Below are 15,366 nucleotides of genomic sequence, written 5' to 3' on the forward strand. Positions count from 1 at the left end.
CTCAGGTCGGCCCGTACAGCATCTCGTCCTGCAGCCGGCGCAAGGCGAACAGCCTCGTCGTTGGGTCGGGCGCGGCGTTGTCGGCGCTCAGCAGTTCGCCTTTCCTGACCGGCTTCAGCACCTTGCCGCCCTCGAGCAGGCCGACCGGCAGGGCGCGCTGGGCGCGGGCATCCTCGACCGTCATCGTCCAGGAGCGATAGCAGGTCTCGCCGATCGCATCGAAAATCTCGCCGATAGCCAAGTCCCGCTTGGCGACGGCGCAGACTTCGGCGACGGGCCTTGGCAACGGCACCATGTCGGGCTTGCCGAAGAGCATGATGCGGGCGGCGGTCAGCGGCACTTCCAGCGATGTCAAATGATAGGGCCGGAACAGGCTGTAATAGGGACCGTGGCCGATGTGCAAATCGTCCATGCGCTCGATGATGCGCGGATGCGTCGCCTCGACGATGACAAAGACGCCGGGCGCGACGCCCTTGCCGATGGTGTAGTCGACGACGCCCTTTTTCGTGAGCAGCCCGCCATCCTCGCGCGGGATCAGCACCTTGACGAGGTCGTCGCGGTCGGCCTTCGGGCCGTGCATGCCGGGCACGTCGGGCACCAGGCCGGTGGCGTTGGCGATGGCGCACATCTCGACCATGGTCTTGGAACCGTCGACGAACTCGACCAGCATGCGCGGGTTCATGTTGCGGCGGATCGCTTCCTCGCGATAGTCATCGGGCACGGCGTCACGATTGAGCGGGTTGTTCTTGCCCTTGCCGGCCGAGACGATGGTCAGGCCGAGCGTGGAAGCAAACTCGATCAGCTCCATGCAACTTGACGGCTCGTCGCCTGCGCCGACCGAATAGACCACGCCAAGCCGGTCGGCCTGCTGCTTGAGGTAACAGCCGATGGTGACGTCGGCCTCGACATTCATCATCACCAGATGCTTGCCATGCTCCATCGCCATCAGGTCGAAATCGGCGGCGACGCCCGGCTTGCCGGTGGCGTCGATGACGACGTCGATGAGCGGATTGGTGACCAGCATCTCGTTGGAGGTGATGGCGATCCTGCCGCTCTCGATGGCACCGGTGACTTTCGACGCGGTGTCGGCTTCGACCGCCATTGCTTCATCGCCATAAGCGATGCGAATGGCCTCGCGCGCGGTGTGCGGACGCCGCGTGGAGACGGCGCAGACCGAAATGCCCGGCATCAGCATGCCTTGCGTGACCAGATCGGTACCCATTTCGCCCGAACCGATGACGCCGATGCGCACAGGGCGGCCCTCGGCGGCGCGATGGGCGAGATCGCGGGCAAGGCCGGTCAAGGCGACATTGGTCATGCAGGATGTCCACAGCTTCTTGATTTGCGGCCGGATTAGCAGGGACCGGTCCCGTGTGCCAACGAAACCGCTCGCAAGCCGCGATTCCCAGCCCAAAATGCCCGAAAAAGGCGCCTTCGCCTGATCGATTGGCCCAAAGGGTTGCCAATTGACATTGTTGTGAACAGTCTGAATAAAACATTCGTTTGCTGACAAAGGCAAATGTTCACCAGACCGATAGGTCGACGGACATTCGCCGCAGGGCAATTTGGGGAGTGCCTTTGCGCCAAACTGGCGGCAAAGGCGTGGATGAGATCAAGGAGCATTGCGAGGCGTAGGCTCGGGCTCCAGGGGAGGAAGAATGGATACAGTTCTCGCTGGCCTGAAGGGGGCTATCGACACGCTCGGTGCGACAATCCTGCTGCCGATCGTCATTTTCATCATAGCCGTGGTCTTGGGTGCCAAGGTCAGCAAGGCCTTCCGTGCCGCCGTCACCATCGGCGTCGCCTTCATCGGTATCAACCTTGTGCTTGGGCTTATGTTCACGTCGATCGGCGACGTCGCAAAGGCCATCGTCACCAACACCGGCATCCATCGCGACATCATCGATGTCGGCTGGCCCTCGGCGGCGGCGATCGCCTTCGGCTCGTCGGTCGGGCTGTGGGTCATTCCGGTCGGCATCCTGGTCAATATCGTGCTGTTGCTGACGCGCATGACGCGCACGCTCAATGTCGATGTCTGGAATTTCTGGCACTTCGCCTTTGTCGGCTCGCTCGTCGTCGCCGCCACCAACAATCTGGCCTACGGCATTGCGATCGCAGCCCTGGTCGCAGCCCTGTCGCTGCTGTTCGCCGATTGGTCGGCGCGCGCGGTGCAGCAATTCTACGGCGTGCCCGGCATTTCGGTGCCGCATCTCGCCTCGGCGCAGATCCTGCCGATCGCCATCATCCTGAACTGGATCATGGACCGCATTCCCGGCATCAACCGCATCAACATCAACACCGAGACCATCGAGCGCCGCTTCGGCGTGTTCGGCGAACCGGTCGTGCTTGGGCTGATCATCGGCCTCGTGCTCGGCGCCATCGCCTTCTACAACGCGGGCGATCTCGGCACGGTGCTGGCCAAAGTGCTGGGCACCGGCATGACACTGGCGGCTGTCATGCTGCTCCTGCCGCGCATGGTGAAGATCCTGATGGAAGGCCTGCTTCCGGTTTCAGACGCGGCGCAGGAGTTCGTGCGCAAGCGCACTGGCGACCGCGAGCTGCTCGTCGGCCTCGATTCGGCGATCCTGATCGGCCATCCGGCCGCGATCTCGTCGTCGCTGATCCTGGTGCCGATCGCGATCATCCTGTCGGTGATCCTGCCGGGCAACCGCGTCATCCTGTTCGCCGACCTCGCGGTCATCCCGTTCATCGTCGCCATGACCGCGCCTCTGGTCAAAGGCAATGTGTTCCGCATGGTGGTGATCGGCACGGTGACGCTGGCCATCGGCTTCTATGTCGCCAACGCGCTGGCGCCGCTGTTCACCAGCGCTGCCGTCGCATCGGGCTTCAAACTGCCGGCGGACGCGCTGCAGATCACCTCGGTGGTCGACGGCTTCCTGTGGGTCCCCTATGTGATCATCGAGGCGATCCAGGGACTTGGGCTGGTCGGCATCATCCTGATCGCAGTCGTCATCGCCGCGCTGTTCATCCTCTACCGCCGCAACCCGCTCGGCTGGGAACGGGCAGCGGGCGCCGAGGACGAGCCGGCCGAAGGCACCGCTTAAGCGCCATCGCGCCTTGAATTTGAAACGGTCGTGCGCCCTCCTCGGGCGCACGACTTTTATAGACGGAGCAGTACATGTCCGACAGCCTCATGCAGCTTCTGGATCCCGAAGCGATCGTGCTCAGATCGGATGCCTCGACCAACGAGGAGATCATCCGCGTCCTGGCCGGCCGGCTCGAGAGCCTTGGCTATGTCAAAAGCTCCTATGCCGACGCGGTCGTGCGCCGCGAAATGACCATCCCGACGGGACTGCCGCTGGAGCGCGCCGACAATGTGGCGGTGCCGCATACCGACCCCGAGCATGTGCTGAAGCCCGGCATCGCGATGGGCACGCTGAGAAAGCCGGTGACGTTCGCCAACATGGAAGATCCCGACGAGAAGCTGCCGGTCGGCTTCGTCTTCCTGCTTGCCATCAATGACAAGGACAAGCAGATTGAAGCGCTGCAGTCCGTCATGGCCACCATCCAGAATCCAGAGGCATTGGACGGCTTGAGGTCCGCCAGGACGCTTGACGACGTACGTGCCGTGCTCGGCTGATAACCAAGGAGAAGCAAGAGATGTCCAGACAGAAAACTATTCTCTTTGCCTGCGGCACGGGCATCGCGACATCGACGGCGGTCAATGTCGCCGTCACCGAGGCCATGAAGCAGCGCGGCCTGACCTTCAACGCGCAACAGGCAAAAGCCACCGAAGTGCCGGGGCTGGCCGACAGCGTCGACTTCATTGTCGCCACCACCCCGATCTCGGCTTCGGTGACCAAGCCGGTCATCAAGGGCATCGCCTTCCTCACCGGCATCGGCAAGGACAAGGTGCTCGACGAGATCGAGGCGCAACTGCGCAAGTAGATCACCGACGACGCGGCTCCGGCGACGGTGCTCGGCTTCAGGCCACCCTGACGTAGCTCGTCATGCCCGATTTCTGGTGCTCGATGATGTGGCAATGCAGCAGCCAGTCGCCCGGATTATCTGCGACAAAGCCGAGTTGAACCTTCTCGTTGGGCTGGATGAGATAGGTGTCGGAAATCAGCGGCTGCACTTGGCGTGTCGAGGACGACAGCACCTTGAAGCTCATGCCGTGCAGATGCATCGGATGCGACTGCGGCGTTAGGTTCTCCATGTCGATGACATAGCTCTTGCCGAGCTTCAGCTCGGCCAGCGGCGCGGTCGGGTCCGGCGTATCGCCTGGCCACGGCACCTTGTTGATGGCCCAGAAACTGTAGCCGAGCGAACCGCATATGCCATCGCTCGGGATGTTTTCAGCCGTGGCGCTAAGCGCCAGCGAAATATGCTGGGCGGTGGTGAGGTCCACTTCCGCGACCGGATTGACCTCCAGCGGCGCAACATCACCAATGGCGCGCTTCAGCGAGCGGCCGACCGCGCGCAAGGTCGTGAGCACCTTGGGCTTGGTGCCCCTGACGTCTCGCAGGCTGACGACCGCGCCCTCCTCGTCCGGCATGCGGATGGCGAGTTCCATGCGCTGGCCGGGCCCCAGCAGCAAGGCATCGGGCGAAAAACGCTGCGGCACAGGATTGCCGTCCAGCGCCATCACGATCGCCTCGGCGCCATCGACCCGAAAGGCGTCGATGCGGGTAACATCGGTTATCGCCACCCGCAATCGCACCAGCCCGCCAGCCGGCGCGTCATATTGCGGCTGGTCGAGCCAGTTGGCGGTGCGCACCGTGCCGTAGGTGCCGGTCCTGGCGGCATCGCGCGGCCGGAACTGGTCGATGAACTGGCCGTCGTCGCCAAGACGCCAGTCGCGCAGATTGAGGACGAATTCGGCGTCGAATTTCGGATCGTTCGGGTTCTCGACCACGATCACGCCGGTCAAGCCGTGGCCCATCTGCTCCAGCGTGTTGCAATGCGGGTGATACCAGAAGGTGCCGGCGTCGGGCGGGGCGAAGACGTAGTCGAAATGATCGCCGGTGTAGACATAGGGCTGCACCAGGAAAGGCACGCCATCCATCTTGTTCGGCAGACGAATGCCGTGCCAGTGGATGGTCGTCGGATCGTCGATGGCGTTGACCAGGCGCGCGGCAAACGGTTCGCCCTTCTTCATCCTCAGCACCGGCGGCATTCCGGCGCTGCCATAGGTCAGCACATTGTTGGTCGGGCCGACGTCCATCAGCCTGGCCTGGATTTTCGCCGTCTGCAGCACCACCGGTTCAGGACTGGCGGTGGCCCAACTGCCAAACCTGCCGATGGCGGCCAGCCCGACACCGCTGGCGCCAGCAACCGCTGCTGTTTTCAAGAGCCTGCGGCGTGTGAATACGGTCATTTAGCGGTCCAACTGCTGAGGTGCCCGGCATCAGTGCCGCCTTCGACCACAGGCGAGCCACCGGCGCAACGCCGATACTTTGCATATTGGCGATTGCTTGCGCCATAACTTCGCAACCGAAGACGGTTTTACGTGCATGCGCCTATTGAAGGCACCGGCAAGATCGGAGCCATTGCCTCACAGTATTCCGCCTGCCGACAGCTGTCGGCAGCGAAGGCCGTCCTGCGAAGTTACCCCTTGTCGACGCTCGCCACGAAGCGGGCGAGGATTGGGTCGAAGCGGTCGGGCGAATCCCAGAACGGCGCATGGCCTGAATCGTCGAGCAGATGCGCCTTGCCTTCCCACAGGTTGGAAATCTTCACGGCCGCGACGAAATCGGTGTTGACGAACGGTTCGTCGATGCCGTTCAGAACGGCAATCGGCGGCGTCTTGCCGGCGACGATCTCGCGCTGGTTGCGGCCGGTGCCTGCCGCGAATTTCTCGAACATCAGGCGCCGTGCGCGACCGTCTGTGCGTGCGACAGTGTCGAGGAGAAACGGCTCGAACGGCTCACCGCAGGTGCTGCGCGCATAAGCCTCGACATCAGCGGCAGTGAAACTTTCCTGTCCGGCAAGGTGCATGTGCGGGCTCGGTTTGAAGCCGTCGCCGACCTCCGAGGGCGCCACTGGCGGGGTGCCGGTAATCATCAGGCCGAGCAGGCCGGGAAAGCGGTCGATCATCTCCAATCCGATATGGCCGCCAAGCGACCAGCCGAAGACGATGGCCTTGTCTATGCCGAGCAGCCCCAGCACTTCGGTCATCGCATCGGCATAACCCTCCATGCTGTAGGAGCGGTCCGGATCTATCGCATCACCTGATGCCCCGTGGCCCGGCAGATCGGGGGCGATGATGCGGTAGCGCTCGCCCAGCGGGCTCTCGAGCTGGTTGCGGAAAACAGCTCCGGAGGAGGAATTGCCGTGGATCAGCAACACGGCGGTGCCTTTGCCACCGGTCTCGCGAACGGCGATCTTGCCGTGGCTGGTTTCAAGGGTCTTCTGCGAGATCGTCATGGTCCGCTCCGTCTGGAATTGCCTTGTTTTAGTGCAGATGCGCAGCAAAGCGCCACGGCTTCCATACCTTTTGCCGGAACCGTCTTCCCGGTCAGGTTGCGTTGAAAAATCCTTTTCAAATAAGAACAATTATGCGTAGATTGTCAATTATCCAACTCCCGATGAACGGGAGGAAAACAGGGAACCGCACGATGAAATCCAAATCCGCAGGCAACAGAATCCGCCATATGCTGATGAGCAGCGCGCTGATCGGCGTGTTTGCCACGGCGAGCGCGCCCGCTTTCGCCGACGTCGTCAAGATCGGCCTGCTCGCGCCTATCACCGGGCCCGCCGCGGCGGACGGCCAGGAATTCCAGCGCGGCGTACAGATGGCGATCGACGAGGCAAACGCGGCCGGCGGCGTTGCCGGCAACACGTTCGAACTGGTGGTCGGCGACGTCAAGGATCAGTCCGCCGGCAATGTCACCAGCGCGGTCGAGCGCCTGCTTGGCGATCCTGGCGTGCAGTTCATGCTCACTGGTTACGCCAGCTTGACGAATTTCGAGATCGACAACATGGCCGAGGCCGAGATGCCCTACATGCTCGCGGCCACCTCGCAGCAGACCAAGGATATCATCGCGCCGAACCCTGACAAGTACATGTGCTGCTGGTCGCTGACGCCGTCCTTCGACGCCTACAACACCGACGTCACCCTGTTCGTCGAGAAGCTCGCGGCCGACGGCAAGATCACCTTGCCGACCAAGAAGGTCGCCATCATCTCCTCGGACAACGCCTATTCCAAGACCATCTCCGAAGGCATGAAGAAGACCTTCAAGGAGAAGGGCTGGACCATCACGGTCGACGAGATCGTTCCGTTCGGCGAAGTGACCGACTGGCGCTCGATTCTCGCCAAGGTGCGCGAGAATGTTCCGGACGTCGTCATCAACACCGACTATCTGCCGGGCAATTCGGCATCCTTCCTGAACCAGTTCCTCGAGCAGCCGACCAAGAGCCTGGTCTTCCTGCAATACGCGCCGAGCGTTCCGGAATTCGTCGAACTGACCGGCAAGAAGTCGAACGGTGTCATCTACAATCTCCTGGGCGGGGCGCTGACGACGCCGAAGAACCCGCGCGCCGACGAGGTAGCGGCCAAGTTCAAGGCGAAATACGGTGTCGAGAGCGGGACCTACGGCGTCGGCCTCTACGAAATGACCAATGTCTATTTCGACGCGGTCAAGAAGGTCGGCGGCGCATCGGACCATGCTGCGATCATGAAAGCACTGTCGGAAACCGACAAGCAGGTCGCCGAGGGCCGGTTGAAATTCGATCCCGCAACCCACCTTGCCACGCAGGGCGACGACTATATCCCGATCACCTTCTTCCAGATCTGGGACGGCCAGCGCGCGCTGATCTCGCCGGAGAAATACGCAACCGGCGCCTTCAAGCCGCAGCCCTGGATGCAGTGAGGAATGGCCCTGCTTGAACTGGACGACGTGTCGAAGGCCTTCGGTTCGCTGAAGGCCGTCGATGGCGTGTCGTTCAAGGTCGAGGCCGGCGAGATTTTCGGCATCGCCGGCCCGAACGGCAGCGGCAAGAGCACGCTGTTCAACATCATCACCGGTATCCCGTTCGGACCCGACCGGGGCCGCATCCGCTTCGATGGGACCGCCATCAACGGCAAGCCAGGGCACGCCATCGCGCGCCTCGGCCTTGCCCGCACCTTTCAGCGTGAAACCTCCTTCGACGGGCTGACCGTTTTCGAGAACGCCTTGATCGGCGCAAGCTACGGCAAGCAGGAAAAGGCGGCCGCGGCCGCCCGCGAAGCCGCCGCCGAAGCGCTGGAGTTCGTCGGACTGGGGTCGGCATCGTTCGGGAGGCTGGCGGGCGAACTGTCCGTCTTCGAGCGCAAATGCCTGATGCTTGCGACCGCGATCGCCATGCAGCCGCGCATGCTGTTGCTCGACGAGCCGGCGTCGAGCCTGACCAAGCCCGAGATCGAGACGTCGATCGGGCTGATCCGCCGCACCGCTGAACGCGGCATCACAATCCTCCTGATCGAGCATGTGCTGACCTTCCTGATGAGTCTGTCACAGCACCTGCTGGTGCTCAACAATGGCCGCGTGCTCGCCGCCGGCGAACCGGGGAGCGTGATCGCCGACCAGCGCGTCATCGAAGCCTATCTCGGAACCAGGAGGGCGGTGGCGTGAATCCCATTCTCACCGTCGAGGGCGTGACCGCAGGCTATGGCCGCGTTACCGTGCTGCACGACATTTCGCTGGAGGCAGGCCGTTTCGGCAATGTCGGCCTGTTCGGGCCCAACGGCCATGGCAAGACGACGCTGCTGCGCGCCATCTCCGGGCTGCTACAGCCGAAAAGCGGCCGCATCCTGTTCGACGGGCAGGACATCGCCGGCCGTAGCGCCCGCGCCATCGTCGGCACCGGGCTGATCCATGTGCCGCAAGGCAACCGGCTGTTTCCCGACCTCTCCATCGCCGATTGCATGGCGCTGGGCGCCTATTCGTCGCGCGCCCGCCCGCATGAGGCCGAAAACCGCGAGAAGGTGGTCAAGCTGTTCCCCAAACTGGCGGAACGCTGGCGCCAGCGCGTGCGCACGCTGTCGGGCGGCGAGCGCCAGATGGTGTCGATCGGCACGGCGCTGATGAGCCACCCGCGCCTGCTGATCCTCGACGAGCCGACGCTGGGGCTGGCACCCAAGATCAAGGACGAGCTCTGTGCTTCCGTCATGGACATTTCGCGCGGCGGCGTGCCGCTGATCGTCGTCGAGCAGGACATCGAGTTCCTGCTGGAGCTGACGCAGCAACTCTACCTCGTCAATCATGGCGCGGTGGCGACCGAGATCAAGCCGGGCGAAAGCCTCGACCACGGCGAGATCATGTCGATGTATTTTGGCCATTAGGATTTCGAACATGAGCGCATTGGCGGAAATCCTGTTCGGCGGCCTGTTCCAGGGCTCGCTCTACGCCATGATGGCGGTCGGGCTGGCCCTGGTCTGGACGACGATCGGTGTCTTCAACTTCAGCCATGGCGTGTTCATGATGCTGGGCGCCTATATCGCCTGGCAACTCGTCGAACTCGGCCTGCCGGCAGCGGTAGCCTTTCCGGTCGCCGTCGTCGTCATGGCCGGCGTCGGCTGGATCCTGCAGGCGAGCGTGGTGCGGCCGCTGATCGGCCGGCCCAACATCGTGCTGGTCGTCGTCATCACCACGCTTGCCGCCGGCTCGTTGATCGAGAACGGCGCCTTGACCATTTGGGGGCCGCGATCGAAACAGATCCCGGCGCTGATCGACGGCAACGCCACCATCGGTGGCGTCGGCGTCTCGCTGCACCAGATCGCCATCATCGTCATCACGCCGCTGATCCTGGCGGCTCTCTGGATGTTCCTCAACCGCACCCGGCTTGGGCTGGCACTGCGCGCAGTGGCGCAGAACGAGGATGCCAGCCACCTGGTCGGGCTGAACGTCACCGCGCTCTATGGGCTGGCCTTCGCCATCGCCGCTTCGCTGGCGGGGCTCGCCGGCATCTTCATGGGCGGCTATCGCTTCATGTCGCCTGTCATGGGCAGCGACCCGCTGCTCAAGGCGCTGATCGTTGTCGTCTTCGGCGGCATATCGAGCATATCGGGACCAATCTTCGCCGCCTATCTGATCGGCTTCTTCGAGGCCGCCTGCAGCTACTATTTCGGCCTCTACTGGACGCCGGCATTGCTGTTCGGCGTGCTTATCCTGACCCTGATGGTGCGCCCTGAGGGCATTTTCGCCAGCCGCTCGCGAGGCCTCGCATGACCGACACGACCTCGACGATGGCACCAGTCCGTACAGCAGCCGCAACCCCGATCGCGCCCGGCCGCACGCCGTGGAAGCATGAGGCCGTCGGCTTCGTGCTCGGCTTCGTGCTGCTGGCATTGCTGCCGCTGGTCTTCGGCGACACCTATGCCCGCCACATCCTGATCATGGCCTTCATCTATGCCATCGTCGCCTCGAACTGGGACCTCAGCCTCGGCTATGGCGGCGTCTTCAATTTCGGCCATCTGGCGCTGTTTGGCATCGGCGTCTATGCCTACAGCCTGCTGACCAAGCTGGCCGGACTCGACCCCTGGATCGCGCTGTTTGCCAGCGGCATAATCGCCACGCTGGCGGCGATCGTGGTGACCATCCCAATCCTGCGGTTGAAAGGCATCTACATCATCCTGGTGACCTTCGGCTTCGCGCAGCTGGTGATGCAGGTGATCCTCAGCCAGTCCGACATCACCGGCGGCACGCAAGGCATCGTGCGCATTCCCGGCCTCTACTGGTTCGATCACAACATGGTCCGAGACGGCAAGTTCGCCTATTTCTACATCGCGCTGGCGCTGCTGGTGGCAAGCACTTCGTTCCTGCGCGTGTTCGTGCGCTCGCGTGCCGGCGCCAGCATCGTGGCGTTGCGCGACAATGAAGAATACGCCATCAGCCGCGGTGTCTCGATCGTGCGCCAGCGCATGCTGACGCTTGCAGCCAGCGCCTTCTTCACCGGTGTTGCCGGTGCCTTCTATGCCGCTTACCAGCGCAATGCCTCGATCGACGTCTTCGGCATGAGCCTGGCGACCATCATCCTGTCGATGGTGCTGTTGGGCGGAACCAGCACCATCTACGGCGCCATCATCGCCTCCTTCGTGCTGACCGTCTTTGCCGAGTGGATGGCCGATTTCGGCGCATGGCGGCCAATGATCACAGCCGTGCTGATCATCGGCGTGATGCTGGCCTATCCGAGCGGGCTGGCCGGCATGATCAAGGCCGCATGGGGTGCCGTCGCCGGGCGGATCAAGCGCCCGGCCTGACCGCCGGAAACAGAATTCCGCTCAGCGCACCCCGCACCAGTCGATCACCGAAGCGGCAATCACCTTGGCGGTCTCGACCACCGATTCCACCTCGACATATTCGTTGGCGCCATGGAAACCATCGCCCGATGGACCGAAGATGACGCCGTCGACACCCGCGCCAGCATAGTGCGCGGCATCGCAGACGGCGACGAAGCCGCGTGCCTCGGGCGCCTTGCCGACCGCGGCCTTGCGTCTCATCAGCGACGTCACCAGCGGATGGTCGACCGGCGTATTCATCGGCGGGAAATGCAGACCGCCGAGCTCCCACTGGATGGTCGGCGGATTGTCGCGCAGCCAGGCGTCGGTCTGCGCGAAATGATGGACGAACGCCTCGAAGTCGCGGCGATAGTCGGCCGAGTTCTCGTCCGGCAGGAACTTCATGTCGAGATCGAGCACGGCGACATCGGGGATAATGGCCGGGTTTGTCATCACGGTCGGCAGGCCATGCTCGCCAAGACCTGTGCCGCCATGCACGACGCCGATATTGATGGTGTTCATGCCGAGCGGCAGCAGCGGGTGTGACTTTGCCCGCGTCCGGTCCAGCTCATACTGGCGGACGGCCGCAATGAAGCGCGCCGCGATCTCGATCGCGTTGACGCCCGGCTTCAGCCGGTCTGTGTCGTGGCGCTGCGGATAGATCTCGTTGTAGCGCAGCGCCGAATGCGCGTTGCGGCCACGGATCGTCACCCGGGCCCATTCAAGACCGCCCTCGACCGGCAGGACATCGCCCCAGGTCGGCTCCGCGACAAGCACCGCCTTGGCGAGCTTGCCCTTCTTCACCGCGTCTATCGCGCCGAAGCCGCCGGCCTCCTCGTCGACGACGGAATGGATCGCCAATCGGCCTTGCAGCGTGATGCCGGCCTTTTTGATCGCATGCGCGGCGGCGACGCAGGCCGCGACGCCGCCCTTCATGTCGACCGCACCGCGGCCATACAGCCGGCCGTTGGTGATCTCGCCACCGAACGGATCGACGGACCAGTCCTTCATCTCGCCAACCGGCACGACGTCGATATGCCCGCACAGGATCAGGCTGCGGTCCTCGCTGCCGGCCCATTCACCGACCAGATTGGGCCGGCCCGGCAAGGCATCCCATTGTTCGGTGCGGAAGCCATCCTGCTTGAGGATCGGTTCGAGCAGCGCCTGGACATCCGCCTCGCGGTTGATCGCCGGGTTGGCTTCGAATTTGGGATTGACCGAGGGGATGCGGACCATGTCGCGGGTCAGCCCGATCAGCCAATCGCGGTCGGCCTCGATCTCGGCCTGCACGGCATCGATGATGGTCTGGGTATCGGGCATCGTCGTTTCCTTCCTCGCATCGCCGCGCCGGCGCTTCGACGCTATTTCCTGGGGGTTCTGGGTTTGGCGGTTTCGTTCTCCGGTGCCGACAGGGCGGCATCGAGGGTGACGGCATTGGCGCTGCGGATCTTCTCGATGTCCTCGATGCGCTTGCGCACCCCGGCGCCATGGCCTTCCAGCGCATGGGCGAAGACAGTCTCCATCTGCGCTACGGCGGTGGCCAGCGTGTCGAAGGGCGAATTGGCGTCGATCGCCGCGACCATGGTCAGGTCGGCGATGTCGGCGATCGGCGACAGCCAGACGTCGGTGAACAGCAGCACGGAGACGCCGCGTTCATGCGCCTGTTGTGCGAAGCTCACCACGTCCGACTGGTAGCGCCGATAGTCGAACACGACGAGAAGGTCGCGCCTGCCAAGGTCGATCAGGAGATCGAAATCGGCAGGGCTGAGCGAACCGATGTCGCGCACGCCGGAGCGGAATTGCAGGAGGTAGCCGGCAAGCATGGAGGCGATATGCCGGCTGAAGCGGCCGCCCAGCAGCACGACCTGGCCCTTGGTTTCGAGCAGCAAATTGACCGCTCGCGTGTAGGCCTGCAGCGGCACCGCCGTACGCGTGCGCTCCAGGCTGTCGGAGACCGAGTGGAAATAGGCCAGTGCCGTGCCTTCGCTGGAGCCGCCCGGGCGCTTGGCCTCCATCATCAGCAGCGGCGAGTGCAGCCTGGATTCGACCTCGGTGAGCAGACGCGCCTGGAAATCAGCAAAGCCGACATAGCCGAGCTTGGTCATCAGCCGTGTCACGCTCGGGTCGCTGACCCCGGCGCGCCGTGCCAGACGGGTCGCTGTTCCAAGCCCCGACATCGGATAATCGGCAAGCAGGACCTGGACGATCTTTTCTTCCGCCGACGTGAACGCCAAGGTCGTGTTGGCCAGTTCTTCGCGGATCGACATGGTCATCGCCTCTCGCTGACGGGAAGACGATTACCTTACAATTTCATGCATGATTGTCAAATTTGGAAAATATCTTACAGAGTCGTCAGCGCGGTTTCGGCAGCAGTGACGGCCCGAGCATCCGTATTGCACCACACCTGTCCAAGCCGGTCGAACGGCCGCTTCCGCCCCTATTTGAAGCTGGCGATGGGCAGGAACTTGACCGCCGAGCCGGTGAAGCGGCGATGATCGGACGTCTGTCCACGCGGCTGGAATCCGTCGAGATAGACCTGCTCCGGCGCCGTGCGGATGAATTTGGCGGCGATGACAGGTGCCGCCGTCGGCCCGGCGGCTGTGCCAAGGCGTGCCGCAAGCGGCCGGCCGGTCGACGCGGCCGGCACGATCATGGCGGTGGCTTCGGGATCGAGACGTGGCTGGACACGGTCGGCCTTCGGGCTCGTCCTGACGCGATCTTCGGGTTTCGACGCAGGGACGGCAACCCGCTGAGCGGCCAGTCCATGCCCATCGTCAGGATGATGCATTGCCAGCAAGGCAGCGACGGCATCGGCGGATTTGGCTGCTTCCGGGTGAGGCGCCAGGCCTGTCTGGCTTTGCGGCCGCCATGTCGGCAAGGGGATGTTGAGCGCCACCATGTCCGGCGCGACGGCCGCTGGAGCGGTATCCGTCTTGCCCAAGGGCATTTCGGCATTGGCCACCGCCGGCTTGGCGCCCGGCAATTCGGCATGTGCCGCGGATGCGCTGACTATCGCGACCGGTGCGGTTTGCGGCGTCGGAATGCTGGCCGTTGCTGTGGCGCGTGGGGCGAAGGCCGGCAGCGGTACCGCGCTGGGCGCCATCGCCATGACGATTGCTTCCGGTGTCTTGCTCTTTTGCTCAGCGAGCGGTTCCTCGGCCGCACCGGCGGACGCCACCTGAATATCCGCCCGCTGGGCATCCTGCGGCGGCACGATGGCGATGCCCTGTCCCGCGGTCTTGGGTTCAACGGACCTAGCCGGTTTGCGTGGTGCCGGCACGGCCTCCGCGACATCCTCCGCGTCGTCCCCACCGCGCCCGCCCAGAAGCGTCGCCAGCAGGCCACGCGCCGGCCTGCGTTGACCGCCGTCGACGCTTGCCAGCTCGATATTGGGCGTGCCGGCGGACTTGCGCGACTTGTAGGCGGCAAGCGCCTGATCATAGCCGGGAAGCGGTCTGCCGTCGCTCGGCACATGCAGCGTGTTGCCGTTCGGGAAGACTCTGGCGAGCTCCTGCCGGCTGATTCCCGGCCAATGCCGCACATTGCCGACATCCATGTGAATGAAAGGCGAACCGGAGGTCGGGTAGTAGCCCACGCCGCCGCCCTGCATCTTGAGGCCGATGTCCCGCAGCCTCTTCAGCGGCACGTCCGGCAGGAAGAAATCCATCGCGCGGCCAACCATGTGCTGGCTTTCCCGGGCCACGCCCTTCGAGCGGCTGCGCAGCATGGCGTTCGTCGCCGGCGAGCGATAGGCACTCACGACATGGATGTAGGACGTCGAGCCGCTGGCGCGATAGGCCTGCCAGACGAGGTCGAGCAGGCGCGGATCCATCCTGGTCGGCTCGTTGCGGCGCCAGTCGCGCAGCATGAAATTGATCTTCTTCAATCCCGCCTGATCGTAGCGCCCGTTGCGCTTGAAGACGATCTCGGCCTTCTCGCCGGTATGAAGATGTTTAATCCTCAAGGCGCGCGTCTCGGCGGACGCGCTGGTGACGCACAGGCAAAGGAACGCGACCACGATGGCCGGCAGCCATGTCCAACGATGGGAGGCGCCGGGCGCGTTCTGTTCGCTTTCAATCACGTTCATGCCTTGCACATTGTTTCTGTTTCGGGCGATTTGACGTCTTTCGCCAGCTGCTGAGCCT

14 protein-coding genes are annotated in these 15,366 nt (G+C 63.7%); 8 read left to right on the top strand and 6 right to left on the bottom strand.

From position 1 onward, the window contains the following. Window position 1 precedes the first annotated feature (1 nt). Window positions 2-1,318 (bottom strand): NAD(P)H-dependent oxidoreductase, encoded by a 1,317-nt coding sequence (locus tag EB231_RS31125; RefSeq protein WP_172352222.1) that lies wholly within the window; start codon window positions 1,316-1,318, stop codon window positions 2-4. A 340-nt stretch (window positions 1,319-1,658) separates the two neighbouring features. Here EB231_RS31125 and EB231_RS31130 point away from each other — a divergent pair, with 340 nt between their 5' ends. From EB231_RS31130 to EB231_RS31140, 3 genes are all read left to right on the top strand, one after another. Next, window positions 1,659-3,065, top strand: coding sequence for a PTS galactitol transporter subunit IIC (locus EB231_RS31130; protein WP_056566034.1), 1,407 nt, complete (start codon window positions 1,659-1,661; stop codon window positions 3,063-3,065). Between the two features lie 74 nt (window positions 3,066-3,139). Further along, window positions 3,140-3,601 (top strand): PTS sugar transporter subunit IIA, encoded by a 462-nt coding sequence (locus EB231_RS31135; protein WP_172352223.1) that lies wholly within the window; start codon window positions 3,140-3,142, stop codon window positions 3,599-3,601. A 20-nt stretch (window positions 3,602-3,621) separates the two neighbouring features. Next, window positions 3,622-3,909: a PTS sugar transporter subunit IIB gene (locus EB231_RS31140; RefSeq protein WP_172352224.1), complete on the top strand. Its 288-nt coding sequence runs from the start codon at window positions 3,622-3,624 to the stop codon at window positions 3,907-3,909. Between the two features lie 37 nt (window positions 3,910-3,946). Here the strand turns inward: EB231_RS31140 and EB231_RS31145 are convergent, their stop codons facing one another. Together EB231_RS31145 and EB231_RS31150 are read right to left on the bottom strand one after the other, a co-directional pair. After that, on the bottom strand, window positions 3,947-5,341 hold the full coding sequence (locus tag EB231_RS31145; protein WP_172352225.1) for a multicopper oxidase family protein: 1,395 nt from the start codon (window positions 5,339-5,341) through the stop codon (window positions 3,947-3,949). A 230-nt stretch (window positions 5,342-5,571) separates the two neighbouring features. Continuing rightward, entirely contained in the window at window positions 5,572-6,390 is an 819-nt protein-coding gene (locus EB231_RS31150) for an alpha/beta fold hydrolase (protein ID WP_172352226.1), read from the bottom strand. 191 nt (window positions 6,391-6,581) lie between these two features. On the opposite strand from EB231_RS31150, the gene EB231_RS31155 reads away from it, so the two are divergent. The 5 genes from EB231_RS31155 to EB231_RS31175 are packed head-to-tail and all read left to right on the top strand — an operon-like array spanning window position 6,582 to window position 11,203. Continuing rightward, window positions 6,582-7,835 (top strand): ABC transporter substrate-binding protein, encoded by a 1,254-nt coding sequence (locus EB231_RS31155; RefSeq protein WP_172352227.1) that lies wholly within the window; start codon window positions 6,582-6,584, stop codon window positions 7,833-7,835. Between the two features lie 3 nt (window positions 7,836-7,838). Next, entirely contained in the window at window positions 7,839-8,576 is a 738-nt protein-coding gene (locus EB231_RS31160) for an ABC transporter ATP-binding protein (protein WP_172352228.1), read from the top strand. Further along, entirely contained in the window at window positions 8,573-9,286 is a 714-nt protein-coding gene (locus tag EB231_RS31165; protein WP_056566014.1) for an ABC transporter ATP-binding protein, read from the top strand. The genes EB231_RS31160 and EB231_RS31165 overlap by 4 nt, the downstream gene beginning before the upstream one ends. Window positions 9,287-9,296: 10 nt before the next feature. Continuing rightward, complete coding sequence (locus tag EB231_RS31170) at window positions 9,297-10,172, top strand: branched-chain amino acid ABC transporter permease (RefSeq protein WP_115144875.1); 876 nt, start codon at window positions 9,297-9,299, stop codon at window positions 10,170-10,172. Next, window positions 10,169-11,203: a branched-chain amino acid ABC transporter permease gene (locus EB231_RS31175; RefSeq protein ID WP_172352229.1), complete on the top strand. Its 1,035-nt coding sequence runs from the start codon at window positions 10,169-10,171 to the stop codon at window positions 11,201-11,203. The genes EB231_RS31170 and EB231_RS31175 overlap by 4 nt, the downstream gene beginning before the upstream one ends. A gap of 21 nt (window positions 11,204-11,224) precedes the next feature. Here EB231_RS31175 and EB231_RS31180 read toward each other — a convergent pair whose 3' ends face one another. The 3 genes from EB231_RS31180 to EB231_RS31190 all read right to left on the bottom strand — a co-directional run bounded on the left by EB231_RS31180 (window position 11,225) and on the right by EB231_RS31190 (window position 15,308). Continuing rightward, window positions 11,225-12,541 carry a M20 family metallopeptidase gene (locus tag EB231_RS31180; protein WP_172352230.1) on the bottom strand — a complete coding sequence of 439 codons (1,317 nt, stop codon included), beginning with the start codon at window positions 12,539-12,541 and terminating at the stop codon, window positions 11,225-11,227. Between the two features lie 41 nt (window positions 12,542-12,582). Continuing rightward, a complete protein-coding gene (locus EB231_RS31185) occupies window positions 12,583-13,488 on the bottom strand; it encodes a MurR/RpiR family transcriptional regulator (protein ID WP_172352231.1) in 906 nt (301 codons plus the stop codon). Window positions 13,489-13,658: 170 nt separating this feature from the next. Next, a complete protein-coding gene (locus EB231_RS31190; RefSeq protein ID WP_172352232.1) occupies window positions 13,659-15,308 on the bottom strand; it encodes a DUF882 domain-containing protein in 1,650 nt (549 codons plus the stop codon). Window positions 15,309-15,366 lie beyond the last annotated feature (58 nt).

The organism is Mesorhizobium sp. NZP2298 (assembly GCF_013170825.1).
Lineage (GTDB): Bacteria > Pseudomonadota > Alphaproteobacteria > Rhizobiales > Rhizobiaceae > Mesorhizobium.